A 24,829-nucleotide genomic window follows, 5' to 3' on the forward strand; every position below is an offset into this window, starting at 1 on the left:
CGACGGGCGGGAGGCGCGGTGTGTGACGCGGGTGCGGACTCAGCCGCGGGTGCGGCGACGGAGGCTGCCGGCGAGGCGGGAGAGCCCCAGCAGCAGGAACCCGAGGGCCACCAGGCCCGCCGCGGTGCCGGCGATCGGGACGACGTCCGCGCCGGTCCAGGCGAGGCCACCGGTGCCGTTGCCGGAGCCGGAGCCGGAGCCACCGATCCCGGTGCCGGAGCCGTTCCCGGTGCCGGTACCGGTGCCGGTGCCCGTGCCGCCGCCGGTCCCCGGTGTACCGGGCAGACCGGGCGCCCCCGGCGTTCCAGGGGTGCCGGGCGTTCCGGGGGTCCCGGGCGTGCCCGGTTCCTCCGGGTCGACCGAGTCGTCCATGACCACGACGCGGACCATCTGCGCCTGCGAGGTGGAGCCACCGACCGTCTGGGTGACCCGCAGCATGTGGACGCCGACCGGCAGCGTCACCATGACCTCCCACTCGCCACCCCGGTCGGCCGTGGTGGCGACCGCGTCCCGGCCCATCGGCTGCACCGTGACGGTCGCAGCGGGCTCAGCGGTCCCCGTGACCACGAGGTCGTGGAAGCCGTCGTCGTCCGCCATCTGCTGCTCGCCCGGCATGGGCGAGGTGACCGCGAGCGGGTCCAGGGTGTCGACCACGATCGGCACCCGGGGCGCCGCCGAGTCCGTACCGTTCACGGACTGCGTGGCACCGATCGTCCACTCACCCTCGGGGACGCGTTCGAACACGACGCTCCACGCGCCCTCGTCGTCGGCCGTGGTGGTGCGGACCTGCCCGGTGGACAGGGTCACCGTCACCGGGGCGCCGGGGGTGGCCTGACCGGTCACCGTGAACGAGCCGGTGTCACCGAAGCCGTCCGCCGGGATCAGCTGCCCGGGGTCGGGACTCGTGATGACGATGCCCGTCGCCTGCGCGGCCACGACCGTGACGTCGACCGTCACCGGGTCGGAGGTCCGACCGCCGACCGTCTGCGTCACCGACACGGTGTGGTCCCCGAGGGGGACGCCACCGATCGTGACCGTCCACGAACCGTCGTCGCCGGCGGTCGTCGAGGCGGTCCGGCCGTCGATGTCGACCGTGACGGTCGCGCCGGGCTCGGCGGTGCCGCTCACCGGGACCGACGTCGTCGACCCCGTGGTCGAGAACGCCTGGCCGTCGGTCGGGCTCGAGATGACGACCGGCGTCACGGCCGTCACGGTGAAGCCGACCTGCGGAGCGTCGGTGCTGACGCCGTCGACCGTCTGGCTGGCGGTGACCGTGTGGGACCCCTCGGCGACGTCCGGCACCGTCACGGACCACGCACCGTCGTCGTCCGCGGTCGTGGTGACCGCGGTGCCGTCGTCGATGCGGACCGAGACGGCGGCGTTCGGTGCCGCGGTACCGGCCACGCGGACGTCGGTCGAACCGCCGAGCACGCGGTAGTCGGCGCCGTCGGCCGGGGCCGTCACGACGATCGCGTCCGCGGCGGCGACCACGACCGTCACGTCGCGCTCGATCGGGTCGGACGTCGTGCCGTTGACGACCTGGGTGACGACGAGCGTGTGGTCCCCCGCCGGTACGTCGACGAGCGTGGTCTCCCACCGCCCGTCGGTGCCGACGCGCACCACGACCGGGTCGGCGTCGTCGAGGACGACGCGGACCGTCGCGCCGGGCTGGCCTGCGCCGCCGACCGGGACGGTCGCGGTGGGGTCGGTGCTCGGCACGGTGAACGTGGTGTCGTCCGCCGGGGCGGTGACCGTCAACGCGGCGCCGGGTGCCACGGTGAAGGTGCTGCGGACCGGCGCGGACGTCGAGCCGTCCACCGTCTGGGTCGCACGGATCGTGTGCGCACCGACGGCGGTGTCCGGCAGCCCGACACTCCACGTTCCGGCGTCGGTCGCCGTCACGGTCACGGCGTCGCCGCCGTCGATCGTGACACGGACCTCGGCACCGGCCTCCGCCGCACCCGCGGCGGTGAGGGTCGCGAGCGAGTCGCGCTGGGCGACCCGGATCGTGGTCCCGTCCGCCGGGGTGGCGATCGTGATCGGGTCGGCGACGAGGACGCGGACGTCCACGGTCACCGGCGCGGACTCGGTGTCGTCGATGCGCTGCGTGACGCTGACGGTCGTGGTGCCGGCCGGCACGCCGGGGACCGAGACGCTCCAGGCGCCGTCGTCGTCCGCGGTGGTCGACTCGCTGCGACCGTCGCCCAGGTCGACCACGACGGTCGCACCCGGCTCGGCGGTTCCCGCCACGTCGACCGTCGTCGTGCCGTCCCCGTCGGCGACCGTGTACTCCTGGTCGGCCGTCGGCTCGGTGATGACGACGGGTGCGCCCGCCTCGATCTCGAAGGTCGTCTCGGCCGGGGTGGTCGAGGTCGAGCCGTCCACGGTCTGCGTCACCTCGACGGTGTGCTCGCCGACGCCCAGGTCCGGCACGTCGACGCTCCACGAGCCGTCGTCACCGGCCGTGACCTCGACGGGGTCGCGGTCGTCGACGGTGATCGTCACGGTGGCGCCCGGCTGTGCGTCACCGGCGACCGTCACGGTCGTCGTCGCGTCGCCGTCGGCCACCGTGATCGGGTCGTCGCCGGGCTCACGGATGACCAGGTCGGCAGCGGCGACCACGGACACCGGTCGGTCGACCGCCGCACTCGTGGTGCCGTTCACGGTCTGCGTGACCGAGGCCGTGAACGAGCCGGTCCGCACGTCCTCGACCGTGGTCGACCAGCGGCCGTCCTCGTCCACGGTCGCCGTGGCGGTCCCACCGTCGCCGAGGTCGACCGTGACGGTGGCACCCGGCTCACCGGTGCCCGCGAAGTCGACCCCGGTGGTGGCGTCGTCGTCCGCCACCGTGACGGTGGTGGCACCCCGCGGGGTGGACACGACGAGCGGGGCTCCGGCGCGGACCGACACGGCGGCGGTCACCGGCGTCGACGTCTGCCCGCCGACGATCTGCGTCGCGGTGACGCGGTGGTCGCCGACCGGGACGTCCCGGAAGGTGGTCTCCCACCGGCCGTCCTCGTCCGCGGTCACCGTCTCGGTCTCGCCGGTCGAGAGCCGGACCGTCACCTCGGCGTCGGGCTGCGCCCGACCGGTCACCTCGACGTCGGCGGTGCCGGACGTGTCGGCGACCGTCAGGACGTCGCCGTCCTCCGGGGTCACGATGGCGAGCGCCGTTCCGGCCCGCACCGTGACCGTCTGGTCCGGACTGGAGGCGGTGGTGCCGCCGACCGTCTGGCTGGCGGTCAGCGTCGGGGTGCCGACACCGACCCCACCGAACGTGACCGTCCAGTCGCCGTCGGTGTCCGCGGTGGTGGTCGCCTCGGCGTCGCCGAGTCGCACCGTGACGGGCGCGCCCGGCTCGGCCGAGCCGGTGACCACGACGTCGCGCGTCGCGTCCGCATCCGGCACGAACAGGACGACGTCCGTGGCCGGTGCGGTGATGGCGACCGCTGCGGCGGCCTCGATGGTCACCGTGCGCTCGACCGGGTCGGAGGTGCGCGGGTCGGAGACACTGCCGGCCAGGGTCTGGGTGACCGCGACCTGGTGCACGTCGACCCCGAGGTCGGGGAACGTGACCGACCACGTGCCGTCGGCGCCGACCGTCGTCCGCTGGTCCTCGGCCCCGGCGAGGGTCGCCGTGACCGCGGCACCGGGCTGGCCGGTACCGGTGACCGTGACGTCGCGCTCGACGTCGGGGCCGGCGACCGTGATCGGGTCGGTGTCCGGGCCGGTGATCGTGAGCGCGTTGGCCGTGACGACCTCGAAGGTGATCGGGACGGCGCTCGTCACGAAGTCCTCGACCTCCTGGCTGGCCGACACCGTGTACAGGCCCTTCGGGGCGAGACCGGTCGCGTCGACCGCCCACTGCCCGTCGTCGTCCGCCGTGGTGGTGAACCGGGTGCCGGGTCCGACCGAGACGGTGACCGCGGCGCCGGGCTCGGCCGTGCCGGTGATCCGGACGGTCGCGGTGGCGTCGGTGTCGATCACGACGAATCGTGCGCCGCTCGCCGGGGTGTCGATGACGATGGCGTTGCCGGGGACCACGGTGAAGTCACGCGTGACCACCGGGCCCTCGGTGCCGTTCACGGTCTGCACGGCCTCGACGGTGTGCTCGCCGATGCCGAGCTGCGTGGTCGGGAGCTCCCAGTTCCCGGCCGTGTCCGTGACGACCTCGACGGGGTCGCCCTCGTCGATCGTGACGGTGACGGTCGCGCCGGGCTCCGCGGTGCCGCGGACGACCACGTTGGCCTGCCCGCCGGTGCCGGCGGGGACCTGCTGGGCGTCACCCGGTGCCACGATGACGAGTTCGTCGCCGGCCTCGACCGCGAAGTCACGGCCGACCGGTTCCGAGGTCGCGCCGTCGACGGTCTGGGTGACCGTCGCGGTGTGGTCGCCGGTGCCGACGTCGGCGAGGACCACCGACCAGGCACCCTGCGGGTTCGCGGTGGTGGACACCGCATCGCCGTCGTCGAGGACGACCTCGATGCGGGCGCCGGGCTGCGCGGTGCCCCGCACGGTGACGTCGACGACGGAGTCGTCGGTGGCGACCGTGACGGTGGCATCCTGCGTCGGGGCGGTGACGGCGAGCGGGGCGCCCGCCTGCACCGTGACGACCTGGCGGACGGCCGGCGAGGTGGTCCCGCCGACGGTCTGCGTCGCCGAGATCGTGTACCGACCGACCGGGACGTCGGCAACGGTGAGCGTCCAGGTGCCGTCGTCGTCGGCCGTCGTGGTCGCGGTCAGCCCGTCGCCGAGCGAGACCCGCACCCGGGCGCCGGCCTCGGCCGTGCCGGCCAGGTCGAGATCAGTGGTCGTGTCGGCGTCGAGCACGGTGACCACGTCGCCGTCCTCGGGCGCTGTGATCGCCAGCGGGTCCCCGGCCTCGACGGTGAAGGTGGACTCCACCGGACCCGAGGTGGTGCCGTCCACGGTCTGCAGTGCGGTGACGGTCCGCTCGCCGACCGGGACGTCCGCGAAGGTCGTCGTCCAGGCACCGTCCTCGTCGGCGGTGACCGCGGCGGTGAAGGACCCGCCGATCCCGACGGTGACCCGCGCGTCGGGCGCGGCCGAGCCGGACACCCGCACCGGGGTGGTCGAGGTCGCGTCCGCGACGGTGATGGTGCTGCCGTCGGTCGGTTCGTCGATGGTGAGCGCGGGCGCTGCCGTGACGGTGAAGTCGCGGGTGACAGCAGCGCTCGTCGTGCCGCCGAGGGTCTGCGTGACCTCGGCCGAGTACTCCCCGGCCGGGACGTCCGTCACGCTGGTCGACCAGGTGCCGTCGGCGTTCGCGCGGGTGGTGGCGGTCAGGCCGTCACCGAGGTCGACGTCCACGCGGGCTCCGGCCTGTGCGCTGCCGGAGAACGGGACGGACCGGGTGTCACCGGCGAGCGGGAAGTCCTGGTCCGGCGTGGGGGTGTCGACGGTCAGGCCGGCCGCGGCAGCGACCCGGAAGGACCGCGTCACGGGTGCCGAGGTCGTGTCGCCGACGGTCTGCGTCACGCTCGCCGTCTGGTCGCCGACGGGGACCTCGGGGACGGTGACGCTCCAGGCGCCGGCGTCGTCCGCGGTCCCGGTCGCGGTCATGCCGCCGCCCAGGTCGATGCTGATGGTCGCGTTCGGCGTCGCGGTGCCCGTCAGGGTGACCGGGGCGCTCTCCCCCGTTGTGGTGAAGGTCTGACCGGTCGTCGGGGTGGTGATCGTGAGGGCGCGCTGTGCGACGACGGAGAAGTCCTGCGTCGCGGTGCCCGCCGTGATGCCGCCGACCGTCTGGGTCGCGGTCGCGGTGAAGGAACCGGTGGGGACGGCGGTGATGGTGGTCGTCCAGGTCCCGTCGGCAGCGACGGTCGCCGTGCCGGTCCGGTCCCCGCCGAGGCTGACGGCCACGGTCGCACCGGGCTCGCCGGCACCGCTCACGACGACGCTGCGGGTCGAGGTCGCCGACGGCACGGTGAACTGCTGTCCGGCCGTGGGTGCCGTGATGGTCGGAGCCGCGAACGCCGTGGCGCGCACGGTCGAGGTGGCGAGGTCCACGGTGGCGACGTTCACCCCGGGGAGCACGGAGAGCCGCAGGGCGTGCACGCTCCGCGATCCGGTGTCGTACCCGCGGGGGTCGCGGAAGCCGGTGGTGTCCTGCGCGTTCACGGTGAGGTCGACGACCTGACGGAGCAGCAGCACCACGGGGCGCAGCAGGGTGGAGACGGCCGAGGTCGTCGCCGTGAGCGTCGTGCCGAGGTTCGTCAGGGCGGCGCCCGTGACGAGCGGACGCACGATGGTCTGCACCGCCGGGACCACGATCGTGTTCACCGCCGGGGTGAGCAGCGTGCCGAGGGCGTTCAGCCCGAGCGGCCCACCGGTCGCGGTCACGGTGGCGGTGGCTGGCGCCGTGCCGGCCAGGGCGCCGAGCGTGGTGTCCGCGCGCAGCGCGAGTCCGGCGAGCGGGAGGCCGGCAGCGGTGATGTTCGCGGTGATGTTCACCCGGACCGCCGTCGAGTTGATCGTGTTCACGACCGCGGTCTGCAGCGCCGTCGGCAGCTGGGTACCGAGGATCGTCGTGATGCTCCGGTTGATCGAGTCCACTGCGGCCTCGGTCAGCACCGACGTGTTCGCCGGCTGGCCGTTCAACGTGGTCAGCTGGTCGAGGTCGACGGTGATCGCGCCCGTCGCCGGCGTGATCGTCACGGCACCGTCGGTCAGGGGTTCCTGCAGGACCCGGGTCAGGGTGTCGTCGAGGTTGAGATCGACCGTCGCGGTGACGTTCGTGCCGTTGACGTTCACCAGGCCGAGGGCCGTGCCACGGAGCAGCCGCTGGATGTCGGCGGTCAGGGCGGTGGTGGTGCCGGAGAGGGCGCCGTTCGCGCCGACGGCCGAGTTCACCGAGGACGACAGTGTCCGCAGGTCGGCCCGCAGCGCGGTGCTGAGCCCGGCGACCGCCGGGCTCGTCAGGTCGAGGTCCGCGCCGGCGATCCGGTAGTCCGTCGTCGTCTCGACGGTGGTGCCGCGCGTCGCCTGGATCCGGGACGCCAGGGCGCCGACCCGCAGCTGCGCGTTCGACAGCACCGTGGTGTCGGCACCGACGCGCGAGAACAGCGGGTTGAGGTCGAGCGTCGCGGCGCCGGTGCCGGCCCCGGTGCCGACGCCAATGCCGCCGTCGTTCGTGAGCAGGCCGGACGACGCGTTCGCACCCGTCGCCGAGGTCGTGGCGTACTGACCGTCGACGCCGAGGGTCAGGATGCCGTTCTGACCGAGCAGGTCGATGTCGTTGCCGAGGTCGACCCCGACGGCCTCGAGCGCCGTCAGGTTGAGCGGCTGGTTCGTGGTGCCGCCGCCCGAGGTGGCACCCCGAGCCGAGTACGCGCCGCCGAGTTCGGCGACCGCATCGGCGTCGACGATGCCGGAGCCGCTGAGCAGCAGCCCCTCAGCCTCGACGACGTCGGTCTGGGCGGCCGCAGCGGGTTGGATCGCCACGGTGGCGGCGATGAGCGCCGTCACCGTGGCGACGACGCCGCTGCGCAGGAGGAGCCGCCGGTGGTCCGTCGCTCGTCCTCGAGCTGGGCCGCCGGCGCGGGTGATCCGTCGTGTCCGTTCGTCCGCTGCGGTGGGTACAGGGGTACCGGGCAGCGACGCGTGCCTGCGCATGCGTGTCTCTTTTCCTGGCGGGCGCGCCCGCCACCTGATCCTCGGAATCCACCGCTGGTGAGGCGGTGGTGGCTCCTCCGCTGGTGAGGCGGTGGAGGGTCGGAATCCTGGTTGGGGATTCCTGAGCGGAATCTTTACACACGATCAGGTTGGTGTCCGCACGTGACGCCGAAAAAGTGGGCTGGCCCTCCCGAACGGGGGGGGTGTCGGCCCGGGCCGGGCCGGGCCGGAGCGGAGCTCAGGCCGGCAACGAAGAAGACTCCTCACGCACCCGCACACGAGATCAGCGCAGCCCTGGTTACCCTCCGGGAACGAAGAAGACTCCTCACGCACCCGCCAGAGCCTGGTTACCCTTGCTGCGTTTCCGCCCTGGGGGAGTTGGCCTGGATGGCGTCACGTGAGGAGCCGCCGAGAAGTCTACCGGACGCGACGGGCAGACTCGAACACATGAAGATCGCCATCGCCGGAGGACACGGCCAGATCGCCCTGCTCCTCGCCCGCCAGATCACCGACGCCGGCCACGACGCCGTCGCCATCGTCCGCAACCCCGCGCACGTGGCCGATGTCGAGCAACAGGGGGCCCGTGCGATCGTCGCGGACCTGGAGCAGCTGAGCGACGACGACCTGGCGCTGCGCCTGCGCGGGGTGGACGCCGTGGTCTTCGCCGCCGGTGCCGGACCGAACAGCGGCGCCGAACGGAAGCTCACGGTCGACCGCGACGGCGCGATCCTGCTCGCCGACGCCGCCGAGCGTGCCGGCATCGAGCGCTACGTGATGATCTCGGCGATGGCGGCCGACACCTACGACCCCCAGCTCGCGGTCGTGCCCGCCCAGGATGACGCCGCGGTGTTCCAGGTCTACCTGCGGGCGAAGGCCGAGGCCGACGCGAACCTGCGGGCTCGACGCCTCCGCTGGACGATCGTGCGTCCCGGCGGGCTGCTGGACACTCCCCCGCAGGGAACCGTCGACGTCGGCCGGACGGTGCCACGGGGCTCGATCCCCCGTGCGGACGTCGCGACCGTCGTCCTGCACGCACTGCTCGACGATGCCGCGGTCGGCGTGCAGTTCGAGGTCACCAGTGGCGACACCCCGATCCCGGCGGCGCTGAACGCCCTCACCTGACCCGTCGGTGCAGCCGGCACCGTGCGCGCTTCGTCACCCCGTGCGAGCTCCTCGCCGAAGGTGATGGGCCACGCACCGTGCGCGCCTGCTCACCCCGTGCGGACTTGCGCGCCCCGTGCCGCGCTGCAAGCGCGCACCCAGCAGCCAACCCCGCACCAGCCGACGAACACCGCACCGTGCCGCCGCGACGCAACCCACCGGCGGACGGGAGGCACGCAGCCAACCCGCCCCGCGCCTCCCGTCCGCACCGTGCGCGCCTGCTCACCCCGTGCGGACTTCCGCGCCCCGTGCCGCGCCGCAAACGCGCACCCAGCAGCCAACACCGCACCCACCCACGAACACCGCACCGTGCCGCCGCGACGCAACCCACCGACGGACGGGAGGCACGCAGCCAACCCACCCCGCGCCTCCCGTCCGCACCGTGCGCACCTACTCAACCCGTGCGGACTTGCGCGCCCCGTGCCGCGCTACAAGCGCGCACCCAGCAGCCAACCCCGCACCAGCCCACGAACACCGCACCGTGCCGCCGCGACGCGCGACGCCGCGACGCCACGCCTCAGAGCGCGACCGCAGCCGACTGCCGAGCGATCTCGAGTTCCTCGTTCGTCGGGATCACGAGCACCGCGACCCGCGAGCCGTCCGTCGAGATGCGGCGGGCGTCCCGCGACGCCAGCTCGTTCCGGTCCGGGTCGACCTCGATGCCCAGGTGCTCGAGCCCCGCGAGCACGCGGCGCCGCAGCAGCGCGTTGTTCTCGCCGACCCCTGCGGTGAACACGACCGCGTCGAGCCCGCCGAGCTGTGCCGTGTAGGCGCCCACGTAGCGACGGATGCGGTGGCGGTACACGGCGAGCGCCGCCTCCGCCTGCTCGTCGCCCTTGGTGGCGGCGTCCTGCACGTCGCGCATGTCGCCGCTGCCCGTCAGGCCGAGCAGGCCGGACCGCTTGTTGAGCATGGTGTCGAGCTCGTCGAAGGTCATCCCGGCCTCGCGGTGCAGGTGGATGAGGACCGCGGGGTCCAGGTCGCCGGAGCGGGTGCCCATGACGAGCCCCTCGAGCGGGGTGAGCCCCATCGAGGTCTCGATGGACTTCCCGCCGTCGATCGCTGCGACCGAGGCGCCGTTGCCCAGGTGCAGCACGATCGTCTTGAGCTCGGCGAGCGGCCGGTCGAGGACCTCCGCGGCCTGCTCGGAGACGTACTTGTGGCTGGTGCCGTGCATGCCGTAGCGGCGGATCCCGTACTCGGCGGCCAGGTCGGCGGGGATCGCGTACGTGTAGGCGTGCGGCGGCATCGTCTGGTGAAACGCGGTGTCGAACACGGCGACGTGCGGGACGTCCGAGAACACCTGCTTCGCGGCCCGGATCCCCTCGAGGTTGGCGGGGTTGTGCAGCGGCGCGAGGCTGTTGAGGTCCTCGATCTGCTGCTCGACCTGGTCGGTGACGACCGTCGCGCGGTCGAAGGTGGTGCCGCCGTGGACGACGCGGTGGCCGACGACGGCGGGCGGGTGCTCGTCGAACGACGGGCCGACCTTCGCGAACGCGTCGATCATCGCCTGGAACCCGGCCGCGTGGTCGGGCACCGACGCGGCGTCGTTCGACGACGACTCCCCTGTCAGCGCGTTGGTGTGCTTCCAGGCCCCGGCGGATTCGCCGATGCGCTCGACGAGGCCGGAGGCGAGCGTGCGCTCGTCCTCGAGCTCGATGAGCTGGTACTTGAACGAACTCGAGCCGGAGTTGACGACGAGGGCTGCGGTCACGGGGTGGTCACTTTCTGTCGGGCCTGGAGGCGCGGTGCGGGTCGGGCGGTCAGGCCGCGTCGGTCGCGGTGCCGGCCTGGATCGCGGTGATCGCGACGGTGTTCACGATGTCGCCCACCAGGGCGCCGCGCGACAGGTCGTTGATCGGCTTGCGCAGACCCTGCAGGACCGGGCCGATCGCCACGGCACCGGCCGAACGCTGCACGGCCTTGTACGTGTTGTTGCCGGTGTTGAGGTCCGGGAAGATGAACACCGTCGCCCGGCCGGCCACCGGGGAGTCCGGCATCTTGGTCGACGCGACCGTGGGGTCGGCCGCGGCGTCGTACTGGATCGGGCCCTCCACGAGCAGGTCGGGCCGGCGTTCCCGCACGAACGCGGTGCCGGCGCGCACCTTGTCGACGTCGGCGCCGGAGCCGCTGTCACCGGTGGAGTAGCTGAGCATGGCGACGCGCGGGTCGATGCCGAACTGGGTCGCGGTCTCGGCGGAGGAGATCGCGATGTCGGCGAGCTGCTCGCTCGTCGGGTCCGGGATCACCGCGCAGTCGCCGTAGACCAGCACGCGGTCGGCGAGCGCCATCAGGAACACGCTCGACACGATCGAGGTGTCCGGACGGGTCTTGATGATCTCGAACGACGGTCGGATGGTGTGCGCCGTGGTGTGCTTCGCGCCGGAGACCATGCCGTCGGCGAGCCCGAGCTGCACCATCATCGTGCCGAAGTACGAGACGTCGGTGACGGTGTCGCGGGCAAGCTCGATCGACATCCCCTTGTGGGCGCGGAGCCGGGTGTACTCCTCGGCGAAGCGTTCGCGCAGCTCGGGGTCGAACGGCGAGACGAGCTGCGCGGCCTCGAGGTCGAGGCCGAGCTCGGTCGCCCGGGTGCGGATGGCGGCGGGGTCGCCGAGGATCGTGAGGTCGCAGACCTGGCGCTGCAGCAGGGTGGAGGCGGCGCGGAGGATGCGGTCGTCCTCGCCCTCGGGCAGGACGATGCGCTTGCCGTAGCTGCGGGCCCGGTCGAGCAGGCCGTGCTCGAACATCAGCGGGGTGACGACGCCGGAGGGGGCGAGCTGCAGGCGGTCGCGCAGGGCCTCAGCGTCGACGTGCTGCTCGAACAGCGCGAGCGCCAGGTCGGCCTTCCGGGGCGAGTCCGCGGCCAGACGGCCACGGGTCTGGGTGATGCGCAGGGCGGTGTCGTACGTCCCGAGGTCGTTCCGCGCGATCGGCAGCGAGCTCGACAGGCCCTCGAGCAGCCGGGACACCTGCGGGGCGATCTCGAACCCGCCGTTCAGGATGACGCCGGCGAGGCTCGGGAAGGTCTCGGACTGGTTGGCGAGCAGCGTGGCGATGAGGACGTCGCTCCGGTCACCGGGGACCACGACGATGCCGCCCTCGATCAGCCGGGGCAGGACGTTCTCCATGCTCATGCCCGCGACCACGGTGCCGAGTGCCTCGCGGTCGAGCAGGGCGTCGTCACCGCGCACCAGGGTGGCGCCGGTGGCCTGCAGCAGAGCGCGGACGGTCGGGGCGACGAGCACGCGGTCCTCGGGGATCGCCCACACCGGGACGTCGGGGTGGTCGTCGTGCACGGCCTGCTCGACGCTCGTCACGATGGCGGCGAGGGCGTCCGGGTCGGCGCGGTTCACCACGACGCCGAACAGCTGCGCGTGTGCCGCCCGCAGCTCGCTGGTCGTGACGTCCGCGACCTGCGCCATGCCCTCGGGGCTGCGGGCCGCACGCTCGGCGGCGTCGCGGCCACCCAGCACGAGGAGCACCGGGGCGCCGAGGTTCGCGGCGACCTTCGCGTTGAAGGACAGCTCGGTGGGGCTGCCGACGTCGGTGTAGTCGGACCCGAGCACCACGACGGCGTCGCACTGCCGCTCCACCTGGGCGAACCGGGTGACGATGGTGCCGAGCGCCGCCTCGGGGTCGGCGTGCACGTCGTCGTAGGTGACCCCGACGGCGTCGTCGTAGGAGATGCCGACGGCCGTGTGCTGCAGCAGCAGTTCGAGGACGTAGTCGGGCTCGACCACCGAGCGGGCGACGGGCCGGAACACGCCGACGCGGCCGACGGACCGGGCGAGGGTCTCGAGGACACCGAGGGCGACGGTGCTCTTGCCCGTGTGCCCTTCTGCTGACGTGATGTAGATGCGGGTCGACACGACGCCCAGGGTAGTCGCCGGACGTGTCACGACATCTGGGAGCACCGGCGCCGACGACACGCGGTCGTGAGCACCGCGCAGAACCTGTACCATTGGGTGTCGCCGTCGCGAGACGGTGTCAGGAGAATTCGCCTAGTGGCCTATGGCGCACGCTTGGAAAGCGTGTTGGGTGCAAGCCCTCGGGGGTTCGAATCCCCCATTCTCCGCAGCGAACGAACAGCACGAACGAAGGACCCGCACCGGCTCGGTGTGGGTCCTTCGTCGTTCCGCAGGCGCAGTGGTCCCCCACCCGGCGGACCAGCACGTGCCCTGGTGCCCCTGCGTTGGCCGGGAAACGCTGATCAGGGGTGGAACGGGCTGTCCCCGATACCCGTCGGTCGCCTATGCTGGCCGAGCGAACGGCTCCGGGACGAGCCGACCGCGGTGCATCGAGCGGCAGGGGCGTCGCTCGGAAGGCGTGCTGGTCAGCGTGCCCGGAACACCCGAGGGGACGAGGAGACGCGCCATGGGGGAAACCACCGTGCCGGCGGCCGTGCCCGTTCGCCTGTCCGTCTTCGACACGGTCCTCCGCCCGCGCCGCTCGCTCGTCCGCTCCACGGCGCTGAGCATCGCCTTCTCGGCCGTGCCGCTCGCCGTCGCCCTGGTCTGGGTCTCGTTCCCGTTCCGCACCTGGGCTGTCTTCGCCGGCATCGTCGTCGCGATGGCCGCGGCCGTCGGCGTCGTGTTCGTCCGGCTGCACACCGCGTTCATCGGGATCGACGACGACGGCGTGACGATCCGCGGGGTGCTCACCGCGCACCGCCGGATCCCCCGTGACCGCGTGCACAGCCTGGTCCTCGCCACGACGTTCGGCTCGTCGGTGGACCGGACCGTGCGAGAACTCGTCGCGTTCGACCGGATCGGCACTCACCTGTTCCGGCTCCGGGCCGACGTCTGGGGCGACGACGGACTCGACCGGGTGGTCGACGCGCTCGGCGTGCAGGTCGTCGAGGACGCTCGGCCGGTCTCGGTCCGCACCTTCGCGAAGCGGTACCCGACGAGCCGCGCCTGGTACGAGCAGCGTGCGGTGTTCCTGCTCGTCGGCGGCCTCGTCGTGCTGGTCGTCGGCGGGCTGCTCGCCGTCGAGTTCGCCGGCCTCGACGCCCGCTGAACCGGCCGCACGGCAACGGTCAGCGTCGCCGCCGCAGCGTCGAGAAGATCCCCCGGACCACTTCCTTCGCGATGGTCCCGCCGAGCCCTGCGCCGAGCAGATCGGTCAGCGGGTCGTCCGCGGAGCGCCGCGTCCCGGGCCGGGTCGTCCGACCGGAACCACCGGTCCGACCGGAACGCCGCGACTCCGACGCCCGCTCGGCACGCTCGAACTCCCGCTGTTGCCGTTCGAACTCCCGCTGGGCCTCGACCGCCGACGCGTCCGCGGCGGTGTCGGCAGCGGCGGCTTCGGCAGCAGCAGCGGCCTCGGCGGCCGCGGCCTCCATGCGACGCGCGAGCACCTCGTGGGCCGAGTCCGGGTCGACGCGGGTGCCGTAGGTCGCCAGGAGCGGTGAGGCCTGCACCCGGGTGGCCATCTCGTCGGCCGGCATCGGGTCCATCGACCCCTGCGGTGCGCGCAGCCGGGTCCACGCGACCGGGGTCGGAGCACCACGTTCGTTCATCACCGTGACGATCGCCTCACCGGTCGCGAGCGACGTGAGCACCTCCCCCAGATCGTAGTCGCTCGTCGGGTACGTCGACACCGTCGCCCGGAGCGCCTTCGCGTCGTCCGGCGTGTGCGCGCGGAGCTGGTGCTGGATGCGCGATCCGAGCTGCGCGAGCACGTCGTTCGGCACGTCCTTCGGGGTCTGCGTCACGAAGAAGACCCCGACGCCCTTCGACCGGATGAGCCGAACGGTCCGCACGATCTGCTCGGTGAAGTCCTTCGACGCACCGCTGAACAACAGGTGCGCCTCGTCCAGGAAGAACACGAGCTTCGGCTTCTCCTGGTCGCCGACCTCGGGCAGCTCGTTGAACAGGTCGGCCAGCAACCACATCAGGAACGTCGAGAAGACCTCCGGCCGGTCCTGCACACCGGGCACCTCGAGCAGGCTGACGATCCCCCGCCCGTCCGCCGCCGTCCGCAGGAACACCTGTGTGTCGATCTCGGGCTCGCCGAAGAACTGGTCGGCACCCTGGTCGGCGAAGGTGACGAGCTCGCGCAGGATCACCCCGGCGGTCTGCTTCGACAGGCCCCCGAGCTCGGCGAGTTCCCCCTTGCCCTGGTCGCTCACCAGGAACGTCAGCACGCTCCGCAGGTCGTCGAGGTCCACCAGCGCGAGGCCCTGCTGCGCGGCGTAGTGGAACACCAGGCCGAGCGAGGACTCCTGCGTGTCGTTCAGCCCGAGCACCTTCGACAGCAGCAGCGGTCCGAAGCCCGACACGGTGGCACGGATCGGCACGCCGGTGCCCTGCCCGCCCAGCGAGAACAGTTCGGCCTGGCTCGCGACGCCCTGCCACTGCTGACCGATGCCCGCGGTGCGGTCGAGGAGCTTGTCGTTCGCCTGCCCCGCGACGGCCAGACCCGACAGGTCGCCCTTGACGTCGGCGGCGAACACGGGCACCCCGTTCGCCGCGATCTGCTCGGCGAGCACCTGCAGCGTCCGGGTCTTGCCGGTGCCGGTCGCCCCCGCCACCAGCCCGTGCCGGTTCAGCATCGCGAGCGGGATCCGGACCTGCACGTCGGGCACCGCTGCGCCGTTGACCAGGGCGCCGAGTTCGATCGCGCCGCCGTCGACGGCGTAGCCGTCGCGGATCGCGGCGACCGCGTCCGGTCCGAGCGGGCCGGCTTCGGCACGGACGGGAGGCACGGTGCCGGTCGCCGTCGTCGCCACCGGATCCGGGGCGGTCGCGTCGACCCGCGCGCCAGGGGTGGTGGGAACCGGTGCGACCGGAGCGGTGGGCTCCGCGTCGGGCGCGAGCCGCGCCTCCTGGCCGGTGGGTGGCGGGGACCCGACGACCGCGGGTTCCGCGTCGGCGGTCAGGCTCGCCTGCTCCTCCGCCGTCAGGGCGGCGGCGAGCTCCTCGGCGCGCAGCACCGCTTCGTCGGCGAGCCGACGTGCCTCGTCGGCAGCCTGCCTCGCTGCCTCGGCAGCCGCCCGTGCCCGCTCCGTCGCGTCGCTCATGGGCACAGCCTAGGGAGTCTGACCCGCGGCGGTTCGGGGTCAGTGTGTGAGCGCGGGGACCGTCCTGGGGCGGACCACGAACCAGAGCACGAGGATCGCGACGGCGGCGGTCGACGCCATCACGATCGCCATCGGGCTGGCCGTCGTGATGCCGAGCCAGCCGACCACCGGCGAGATGAGCCCGGCGACGCCGAAGTTCAGGGCGCCGAGTACCGAGGCGGCGGTCCCCGCCTCTTTCCCGTGGGCGGCGAGACCGATGACCTGGACGAGCGGGAACGAGAACCCGCACGCGGCGATGAAGAACCAGAGCGGCACGAGCACGCCGACCAGACCGGCACCGAGCTGGTCGAGGACGATGATCGCGAGCGACGCCAGCAGCAGGGTCGCGGTCGAGCATGCCAGGATCCACTGCGGACCGACACGCTGGGCGAGCCGCGACGAGATCTGCACACCGAGGACGACCCCGACCGAGTTGACTGCGAAGAGCAGTCCGTACTGTTGCGCGTCGAGACCGTAGACCTGCTGGAACAGGAACGGCGACGCGCTGAGGTACGAGAACAGGCCGCTGAACACCATCGCGCCGATGAGCGCGACGCCGACGAAGATCCGGTCGGAGAACAGCGCCTTGTAGCGCTGGCCGATGGTGGAGTGCCCGGCCTCGTGCCGGCGGGCCGGCGGCAGGGTCTCGACGATGAGCAGGACCGAGGCGATCACCACGGCGAGGCCGTAGCAGGCGAGGAAGACGAAGATGCCGCGCCAGCTGGTGAACTGCAGCATCTGCGAACCGATGAGCGGCGCGAGGATCGGCGCGAGGCCGTTCACCATCGCCAGCCGGGACAACATGCGCACCAGCGGCTTGCCGCCGAACAGGTCGCGCACCGTCGCCATCGCCACCACACCACCGGCCGCGGCACCCATGCCCTGCAGCACGCGGAACACCGCGAGCAGTTCGATGTCCGGTGCGGTCGCCGCACCGATCGAGGCGGCGATGTGCACCGTCGTCGCGATGATCAGCGGCAGGCGGCGGCCCACCTTGTCGCTCCACGGGCCGACCAGGAGCTGCCCGATGGCGAAGCCGAGCGTCGTCGCGGTGAGCGTCAGCTGGACCGCGCCGTCGGTGACGCCGAACTGGTCCTTGATCGCCGGGAACGCCGGCAGGTAGAGGTCGATCGTGAACGGACCGAGCGCCGTCAGGGCGCCCAGGACGAAGACGTAGACGAGTCGCTGCCTGCGGGAGAGCGAGTCTCCCGGGTGCAGGACGACCCGGAGCGAACCGGTGGTGGCGGGCGCGGTCACGAGACAGGAGTCCTTCGACGATGAGGGGCGGAGGGTGATCGCGGGCCGATCGAATCGATTCGTCCGCGGAACCATCCTACGGTCGCCCGTGTGTGCTCGGCGCCGCCGGTGTCGGCGGCCTGCGTGAAGCGGCTCGTGCTGTCCCGCTGCCGCGCGCGGACCATGCGGTAGCGTCGGACTGCTCGGGGGCCTTCCGGGTGAAGCGGATCAGAAGGGGGTGGGCGTCATGGTGGATGCCCGGATCCTGCACACCACAGCAGCACTGCGCGAGGCGATCCTGCGTCTCGCCGCAGACCGACCGGTCTCGGAGATCACCGTCGCCGACGTCACACGTGCCGCAGGGATCAACCGCGCCACGTTCTACTCGCACGCGGTCTCCCCCGGGTCGTTGCTCGCCGACGTCCTGACGCCGGAGCTCGACCGCATCCGGCAGGAGGACGCCGACGACCGCCGGGCCGCCGCCGACCGGGGCGCCGGAGCCGACGAACTCGCGACCATCACCCGGCGCGGCATCAACGCCGTCGTCGAGCACGTGATGACGCACCGCGACATCTACGGCAAGGCGCTCCCCGACCCGAACGACGCCTCGCTGCACCGGCTGCTCGTCGAGCACTTCACGGTGTCGAGCGCCCTGCACATCCGCGAGCTCGACCCCGACCGTCGGCCCGACCTGCTCGACGACGTCGCCGCGGGGTTCGTGGCGCAGGGGTTCGTCGGGGCGATCGAGGCCTGGCTCGCCGGGCCCCGACGGTCGCGGAAGGCGCTGGTGGAGACGATCACGCTGTCGTTCCCGGCGTGGTGGAGCTGAGCGGACTGCTCCTACTCGGCGTCGGCCGTCTCGCCGTCGGTGGGCTCGCTCTCCGGCTTCTCACCACGCTGCAGGGACTGCACGACCTGGACCGCCGCCGCCGCGGTGGCCGCGTCGTCGCCCTCTGACGGCACGCGGTAGTCGGCGGACACCCCGTCGCCACCGGTGCCGGTCGCGGGCAGCGGATCCCCCAGGGACACCACCACGACCCCGGCGTCGTGGGCGGTCTGGACCACGCCGGTCAGTGCAGAGGCCCGGGCGGGGTGCACGAGCAGGGCCTTGGCGCCCTTGCGGACGAGCTGGGCGACCGCGGTCCGCTGGGATGCAGCGGCACCCGATGCCGGAGCGACTCGGACGTCGGGCCGGAACCCGGCGTCGGCCAGGTCGGTGCGGAGCCGGTCGGCCAGGGCCGCGTCGTCGTGGACCAGGACGACACCGATCACTGCCTGCTGGTCGAAGCCCCCGTCGGAGCTCGTCAGGTCGGTGCTCTGCACCGGCGTGGGGGCAGCCGACGTCGTCCCCTGGCACCCGGCCAGGGTCAGGGCCGCCGCCAGGGCGACGGTCACGGCGACGATGCGCAGCACGGTGTCTCCTCTTCGGTCCGGTCTGCCACGCTACCCGGCGGCCGGGCCCTGCGACGACGACACGGCTCCGCCCGGGCCCGCCGAGGCCGTCGTCGCCGGTGCCGGCACCGGGCCGAGCCGTCGGACGGCCGCGATCGCGACGCCAGCGAAGCCGATCATCGCCGCGAACACCAGCGGGAACGACACCGTCCCGTCGGCTCCGCCGGTCGCGGTGAAGAGCAGGCCGGTCACCGCGAGCCCGATCACGCTGCCCGCGGCGTCCGCGATCGTCAGGGCCGAGCTCGCGAACCCGTCGTCGCCCTCGCCCGAGAAGCGCAGGGTCAGCATCGACGCGCGGGGGTAGATCGCCCCCATGCCCGCGCCGCCGACGAACCAGCCGGCGACCAGCACCCACCACGACAGGTCGAACGTGGCCACCGCGAGCGCGCCGACCAGGCTCACGAGCACGAGTGCGAGTCCGACCCCGAAGGTCCGACGAGCGGTGAGCCGCTGCTCCCCCAGGCGGCCGTGCGCCCAGCTCGACGCGGCCCAGCTGATCGCCGCCACCGTCAGGGCGAGTCCGGCAGCCGACGGTGACAGCCCGTGTTCGGCCTGCAGCAGGAACGGCACGTACGCCTCGCTCCCGAAGAAGGACGCGGCGACGAGCCCGCGCAGCAGCACGACCGACGGCAGCCCGGCCGCGGCCCGGAACGTGCCGGTCGGCAGCAGCGGCCGCAGGGCGAACCAGGTGCCGACCAGCCCGACGACGACGGCCGCGACCATGCCCCACGGGGTCAGGTCGGGCGCGACGTTGAGCAGCAGGATCGACACGGCCGCGGCCACCGACCAGCCGATCCGGACCCGCTGCCACGGTGGGCGGAGCGCCGCCGCCGGAGGGTGCAGCCGGCCGAGCGTCGGCACGAGCAGGACGAACGCGGCGAGCGCGATCACCAGGGCCCCGGCGAACACCCAGTGCCAGTTCCAGGTGTCGGTGACGATGCCGGCCAGGGCAGGGCCGATCAGTGCCGGCACCACCCAGGCGGCGGCGAACCCGGCGAACACCGGTCCGTGCAGCTCCGCGGGGAAGATCCGGGCGACCAGCACGTACAGCACCACGTCGATGGCCCCGGCGCCGAAGCCCTCGATGAGCCGCCCGGCCAGGAACACCTCCATGGTCGGCGCGAGCATCACCACGGCGGTCCCCACCGCGAAGAACACCGCCGACACCCAGGCCACGATCCGGCCGCCCGCGCGGTCGCTCCAGTTGCCGGCGAGCACCATGCCGGGCACCCCGGCGGCGAGCGGGGCGGCGAAGGCGAGCGCGTACAGGGTCTCGCCGTCCAGGTCGCGGCTGATCACCGGCATGATCGTCGTCATCGCCAGGTTCTGGAACGCCGCGACGCCGACGATCGCGACCATGCCGATCGTCGCCAGGGCGTACGGCCCGCTCAACAGGCTGGTCCGCGACGCCGTCGTGCTCACCCGATCATCGTAGGGGCGGCCGCCGACGACGCGTCAGCTTGTCCCGCGGGCGCGCGTCAGCCCGGCAGCAGGTCCCGCGGGCGCGCGTCAGCCCGGCAGCAGGTCCCGCGGGCGCGCGTAGGCGCGGCAGCAGGTCCCGCGTCAGCGCGTCAGCGCCTGCTCCAGGTCCGCCACCAGGTCGCCGGCGTCCTCGATGCCCACCGACAGCCGCACGACGTTCTCCGGCACGGCCAGTTCGGTGCCCTTCACCGACGCGTGGGTCATCTCGCTCGGGTACCCGATGAGCGACTCCACACCGCCGAGCGACTCGGCCAGGGCGAACAGCTCCGTCGACTCGGCGAACCGCTTTGCGCCCTCGGCGCCACCGGACAGGGCGACCGAGAGCATGCCGCCGAACCCGCGCATCTGACGGGCGGCGACGTCGTGCCCCGGGTGGTCGGGCAGGCCCGGGTAGTAGACGCGCTCGACACCCGGCGCGACGACGAGGGCCTCGGCGACGGCCTGCGCGTTCCGCGAGTGCCGCTCCATCCGCACGGCGAGCGTCTTGATGCCACGGGTGGTCAGGTAGGCGTCGAACGGCGACGAGATCGCACCGGCACCGAACTGCAGGAACTGCACCTTCGCCGCGAGCTCCTCGTCCGCCAGCACGACGGCGCCGCCGACGACGTCGGAGTGTCCGCCGAGGTACTTCGTGGTCGAGTACACGACGACGTCGGCGCCGAGCGACAGCGGCTGCTGCAGGTACGGCGACGCGAAGGTGTTGTCGACGACCACCAGCGCGCCCGACTCGTGCCCGAGGGTCGCGAGCGCGGCGATGTCGGCGATCTTCATGAGCGGGTTCGTCGGCGTCTCGACCCAGAGCACGGTGGTGGCCGGTGCGCCCTGCAGCGCTGCCCGGACCTGGTCGAGGTCGCTCATGTCGACGACGACGAGTTCGACGCCCCACGGCACGTGCAGCCGGCTCACCAGGCGGTGGGTGCCGCCGTACACGTCGTTGCCCATCACGACGCGGCCACCGGGGACCAGCGCGGCGCGGAGCAGGGCGTCCTCGGCGGCGAGTCCGGACGCGAACGACGACGCCGCGACGCCACCGTCCAGATCGGCCAGGAGCACCTGCAGCGAGTCACGCGTCGGGTTGCCGGCGCGGGAGTACTCGTAGCCGTTGCGCATGCCACCGACGCCGTCCTGCACGTAGGTCGACGTCAGGTGGATCGGCGGGATGACGGCGCCGGTGGTCTCGTCGGGCTCCTGGCCGGCGTGGACGGCCCGGGTGCTGAACTCGGTCATGCTCGGTGGTTCCTTACTCGGAGAGGTAGGTGAGGAGGTCGTGCCGGGTCAGCACGGTGACGGGTTTGCCGTCCGCGACGACGAGGAGCGCGTCGGCCGACTCGAGCGCACGACGAGCCGCTGACACCGACTCGCCGACGCCGATGAGCGGCAGCGGGTCGCCGACGAAGTCCGACAGGGCGTCCGACATCTTCGCGGTACCGGTGAAGACCTGCTCGAGCAGTGCCTTCTCCTCGACGGCGCCGACGACCTCGCCGATGACGACGGGCGGCTCCGCGTTGAGCACGGGCATCTGCGAGACGCCGTACGTGGTCATGATGTCGACGACGTCGCGCACGGTGTCCGTCGGGTGCGCGTGCACCAGGTCGGGCAGGCGGCCGTCCTTGCCGGCGATGAGCGAGCCGACGGTGCGCTCGTCGTCGGTCTCGGCGAACCCGTACGAGCGCATCCACCGGTCGTTGAAGATCTTGCCGAGGTACCCACGTCCGCCGTCCGGCAGCAGCACCACCACGACGTCGTCCTCGGTCAGGTCACGGGCCGCGCGGAGTGCCGCGACGACGGCCATGCCGCTCGACCCGCCGACGAGCAGTCCTTCTTCACGCGCCAGACGACGGGTCATCGCGAAGGAGTCGGCGTCCGACACGGCGATGATCTCGTCCGGCACGCCGGCGTCGTAGGCGCTCGGCCAGAAGTCCTCGCCGACGCCCTCGACCAGGTACGGACGACCGGTACCGCCGGAGTACACGGAGCCCTCGGGGTCGGCCCCGACGATGCGGACGCCGCCGCCGGACGCCTCCTTCAAGTACCGTCCGGTGCCCGAGATCGTGCCGCCGGTACCGACGCCCGCGACGAAGTGGGTGATCTGCCCCTCGGTGTCGCGCCAGATCTCCGGACCGGTGGTCTCGTAGTGGCTGCGGGGACCGTTCGGGTTGGCGTACTGGTTCGGCTTGTAGGCGCCCGGGATCTCCTGCACGAGCCGGTCCGACACCGAGTAGTAGGACTCGGGGTCCTCGGGCGCGACCGCGGTCGGGGTGACGACGATCTCGGCGCCGTACGCCGTCAGGACGTTGCGCTTGTCCTCGCCGACCTTGTCGGGCAGCACGAACACGCACCGGTAGCCGCGCTGCTGTGCGACCAGGGCCAGGCCGACGCCGGTGTTGCCGGAGGTCGGTTCGACGATGGTGCCGCCGGGACGCAGGTCGCCGGAGGCCTCGGCCGCGTCGATGATCCGGGTGGCGATGCGGTCCTTCGACGACCCACCGGGGTTCAGGTACTCGACCTTCACCAGGATGGTTGCCCGCACCCCCTCGGTCACCCGGTTGAGCTTGACGAGCGGGGTGTCGCCGACCAGGTCGACGACGGAGTTCGCGTAACGCACGGCATGGAGTCTAGGACGCGGTCCCCGCGTCGCGCTGGGATGTGTCGTGCGCGGACAACGCATCCTGATCGCCCCGCCTGTTGCCCCGCCCTGGTCGCGCTGCGCGGCGGACGGGAGGCCCGTGCGTCGCGCTGCGCGGCGGACGGGAGGCCCGTGCGGACGCCGCCACGGGCCTCCTGTCCGGCACCCGGTCCGGACCACCGCCGTCAGGGGCGGACGACGTCCGCCGTCGTGTTCTGCTGCCGGTGCAGCTGCGCGTACGTGCCGTCGAGGGCCAGGAGTTCGTCGTGTGTGCCCTGCTCGACGATCCGGCCGTGGTCGAGGACGAAGATGACGTCGGCGTCGCGGATCGTGGAGAGCCGGTGCGCGATCGAGATGGTGGTCCGACCGGCCGCCGCGGTGTCGAGGGCCGTCTGCACGACGTGTTCAGAGATGGAGTCGAGCGCACTGGTGGCCTCGTCGAGGACGAGCACCGGCGGGTCCTTGAGCATGACCCGGGCGATGGCGATGCGCTGCTTCTCGCCACCGGACAGCCGGTAGCCGCGCTCCCCCACGACGGTGTCGTAGCCGTCCGGGAACGACGCGATCGTGTCGTGGATGTTCGCCGCGCGGGCCGCTCGCTCGAGCTCGTCGTCGGTGGCGTCGGGCTTGGCGTACCGCAGGTTCTCGCCGATCGTGGCGTGGAACAGGTACGTCTCCTGGCTGACGATGCCGACGTGCCGCATGAGGTCCTCGTGCACCAGGTCGCGGACGTCCTGGCCGGCGAACCGCACGGACCCCTCGGTGGCCTCGTACAGCCGGGGCACCAGGTAGGACACCGTCGTCTTGCCGGCGCCGGAGGGCCCGACGAAGGCGGCGAACTGCCCGGGGTGGAGCTCGAACGACACCCCGCGCAGGGTCGGCTTGTCGGCTTCACCGTCGGGGTAGGTGAAGACGACGTCCTCGAAGGCGACGTGGCCGACCTTCGACTCGTCCACGGGCTGCGCGGTCGGCGAGTCCGTGATGGCCGGCTCGAGGTCGAAGTACTCGAAGATGCGGGCGAAGAGCGCACCGGAGGTCTGCAGGTCGAGGACCACGCGCAACAGCCCGACCGTCGGGAACAGCAGGCGGGACTGCACCGTCGTGAACGCGACGATCGTGCCGGCCGTGATCGGGACGTCGCCGAGGATCAGGTACGCGGCGACGACGTAGATGATCGCCGGGATGATCGACAGGAAGATCTGCACGATGGCGAAGAACCACTGCCCCGACATCTGCTGCCGAACCTGCAGGGTGATCTGGTTGCGGTTCTCGTCCCCGTAGCGGCGGGTCTCGCTGGCCTGCTGGTTGAAGCTCTTCCCGAGCAGGATGCCGGAGACGCTCAGTGCTTCCTGCGTGATGGCCGTCATGTCGGACAGCGATTCCTGCGTCTGCCCGGCGATCCGCGCTCGCACCTGCCCGACCCGGCGCTGCGCGATGACGAGCAGCGGGAGCAGGACGACCGCGACGAGCGTCATCTGCCAGCTCAGCAGCAGCATCGCGACCACGGCGGCGATCACGGTCACGGTGTTGCCGAGCACCGACGAGATCGTGTTGTTCAGCACGCTCGCCACACCACCGACGTCGTTCTGCAGGCGCGACTGGATGACGCCGGTCTTGGTTCGGGTGAAGAACGCGAGTTCCATCCGCTGCAGGTGCGCGAACAGGCGCATCCGCATCGCACCCATGACCTTGTTGCCGACGGTCGCGGTCAGGTACGTCTGCCACACGCCGACCCCGGCGCTCGCGATCCAGAGCAGGACCATGGCGGACACGAGCTCGACCAGCACCGGGACGTCGGGGCGGCCGGACGGCGGGAACAGCCCGCGGTCGAACGCCTGCTGGGTGAGCAGCGGTGGCACGACCGAGATGGCCGCGCCGACCAGCACGAGGACGATCGTGAGCCCGATCGCCCGGCGGTGCGGCTCGAAGAGCGCGGCGATGCGACGGACCAGGTGCGGGATCTTCGGCGCCTCGGCGTTGGCGGCCTTCTGCGCGCGGAAGTCACCGCTCGAGATGCGTCCGCTCCCGCGCGGACCACCACCCCGCCCGCTGTGTCCCATGCTCATGGAGCCACCGTAGCCCCGCGCTCGGACATCGACCGTCCTCTCCACAGCACCGCAGTATTTGACCCCGTTCAGGGGGCGTGCGAGCATGTGCCGTCCCCGTCCCCG

Annotated in this window: 13 protein-coding genes, 1 tRNA gene and 1 other RNA gene; 4 read left to right on the forward strand and 11 right to left on the reverse strand. The window is 72.5% G+C overall.

All coding sequences use genetic code 11. The features are described 5' to 3' along the window. Positions 1–39: 39 nt before the first annotated feature. Together BIU95_RS12910 and ffs are read right to left on the reverse strand one after the other, a co-directional pair. Entirely contained in the window at positions 40–7,635 is a 7,596-nt protein-coding gene (locus BIU95_RS12910) for a choice-of-anchor G family protein (protein WP_139179792.1), read from the reverse strand. 313 nt (positions 7,636–7,948) lie between these two features. Further along, positions 7,949–8,045: signal recognition particle sRNA small type (ffs, locus tag BIU95_RS12915), an RNA gene on the reverse strand. Positions 8,046–8,082: 37 nt separating this feature from the next. On the opposite strand from ffs, the gene BIU95_RS12920 reads away from it, so the two are divergent. Next, entirely contained in the window at positions 8,083–8,757 is a 675-nt protein-coding gene (locus BIU95_RS12920) for an SDR family oxidoreductase (RefSeq protein WP_071251861.1), read from the forward strand. A 556-nt stretch (positions 8,758–9,313) separates the two neighbouring features. On the opposite strand, the gene BIU95_RS12925 is transcribed toward BIU95_RS12920, so the two are convergent. Then, a complete protein-coding gene (locus BIU95_RS12925) occupies positions 9,314–10,510 on the reverse strand; it encodes an acetate/propionate family kinase (RefSeq protein WP_071251862.1) in 1,197 nt (398 codons plus the stop codon). A 49-nt stretch (positions 10,511–10,559) separates the two neighbouring features. Beyond that, positions 10,560–12,668, reverse strand: coding sequence for a phosphate acetyltransferase (gene pta / locus BIU95_RS12930; RefSeq protein WP_071251863.1), 2,109 nt, complete (start codon positions 12,666–12,668; stop codon positions 10,560–10,562). A 121-nt stretch (positions 12,669–12,789) separates the two neighbouring features. On the opposite strand from pta, the gene BIU95_RS12935 reads away from it, so the two are divergent. Both BIU95_RS12935 and BIU95_RS12940 read left to right on the forward strand, forming a co-directional pair. Then, a tRNA-Ser gene (locus BIU95_RS12935) sits at positions 12,790–12,874 on the forward strand. Positions 12,875–13,173: 299 nt separating this feature from the next. Further along, positions 13,174–13,818, forward strand: a complete 645-nt coding sequence (locus BIU95_RS12940) for a hypothetical protein (protein WP_017888675.1) — start codon at positions 13,174–13,176, stop codon at positions 13,816–13,818. Positions 13,819–13,837: 19 nt separating this feature from the next. Here the strand turns inward: BIU95_RS12940 and BIU95_RS12945 are convergent, their stop codons facing one another. Both BIU95_RS12945 and BIU95_RS12950 read right to left on the reverse strand, forming a co-directional pair. Beyond that, positions 13,838–15,823 carry a helicase HerA-like domain-containing protein gene (locus BIU95_RS12945; protein WP_071251864.1) on the reverse strand — a complete coding sequence of 662 codons (1,986 nt, stop codon included), beginning with the start codon at positions 15,821–15,823 and terminating at the stop codon, positions 13,838–13,840. Between the two features lie 39 nt (positions 15,824–15,862). Further along, positions 15,863–17,119 (reverse strand): multidrug effflux MFS transporter, encoded by a 1,257-nt coding sequence (locus tag BIU95_RS12950; protein WP_017888673.1) that lies wholly within the window; start codon positions 17,117–17,119, stop codon positions 15,863–15,865. A gap of 226 nt (positions 17,120–17,345) precedes the next feature. Here BIU95_RS12950 and BIU95_RS12955 point away from each other — a divergent pair, with 226 nt between their 5' ends. Continuing rightward, on the forward strand, positions 17,346–17,927 hold the full coding sequence (locus BIU95_RS12955) for a TetR/AcrR family transcriptional regulator (RefSeq protein WP_139179793.1): 582 nt from the start codon (positions 17,346–17,348) through the stop codon (positions 17,925–17,927). Between the two features lie 11 nt (positions 17,928–17,938). Here BIU95_RS12955 and BIU95_RS12960 read toward each other — a convergent pair whose 3' ends face one another. From BIU95_RS12960 to BIU95_RS12980, 5 genes are all read right to left on the reverse strand, one after another. After that, complete coding sequence (locus tag BIU95_RS12960; RefSeq protein WP_042541130.1) at positions 17,939–18,511, reverse strand: substrate-binding domain-containing protein; 573 nt, start codon at positions 18,509–18,511, stop codon at positions 17,939–17,941. 30 nt (positions 18,512–18,541) lie between these two features. Next, entirely contained in the window at positions 18,542–19,972 is a 1,431-nt protein-coding gene (locus tag BIU95_RS12965; RefSeq protein WP_071251866.1) for an MFS transporter, read from the reverse strand. Positions 19,973–20,113: 141 nt separating this feature from the next. Continuing rightward, positions 20,114–21,259 carry a cystathionine gamma-synthase gene (locus tag BIU95_RS12970; RefSeq protein WP_071251867.1) on the reverse strand — a complete coding sequence of 382 codons (1,146 nt, stop codon included), beginning with the start codon at positions 21,257–21,259 and terminating at the stop codon, positions 20,114–20,116. Positions 21,260–21,272: 13 nt separating this feature from the next. After that, positions 21,273–22,637 carry a cystathionine beta-synthase gene (locus tag BIU95_RS12975; protein ID WP_071251868.1) on the reverse strand — a complete coding sequence of 455 codons (1,365 nt, stop codon included), beginning with the start codon at positions 22,635–22,637 and terminating at the stop codon, positions 21,273–21,275. Positions 22,638–22,843: 206 nt separating this feature from the next. Then, entirely contained in the window at positions 22,844–24,718 is a 1,875-nt protein-coding gene (locus BIU95_RS12980; RefSeq protein ID WP_071251869.1) for an ABC transporter ATP-binding protein, read from the reverse strand. Positions 24,719–24,829: the final 111 nt, after the last annotated feature.

The sequence above is a fragment of the Curtobacterium sp. MCBA15_007 genome, from assembly GCF_001864905.1.
Lineage (GTDB): Bacteria > Actinomycetota > Actinomycetes > Actinomycetales > Microbacteriaceae > Curtobacterium > Curtobacterium poinsettiae.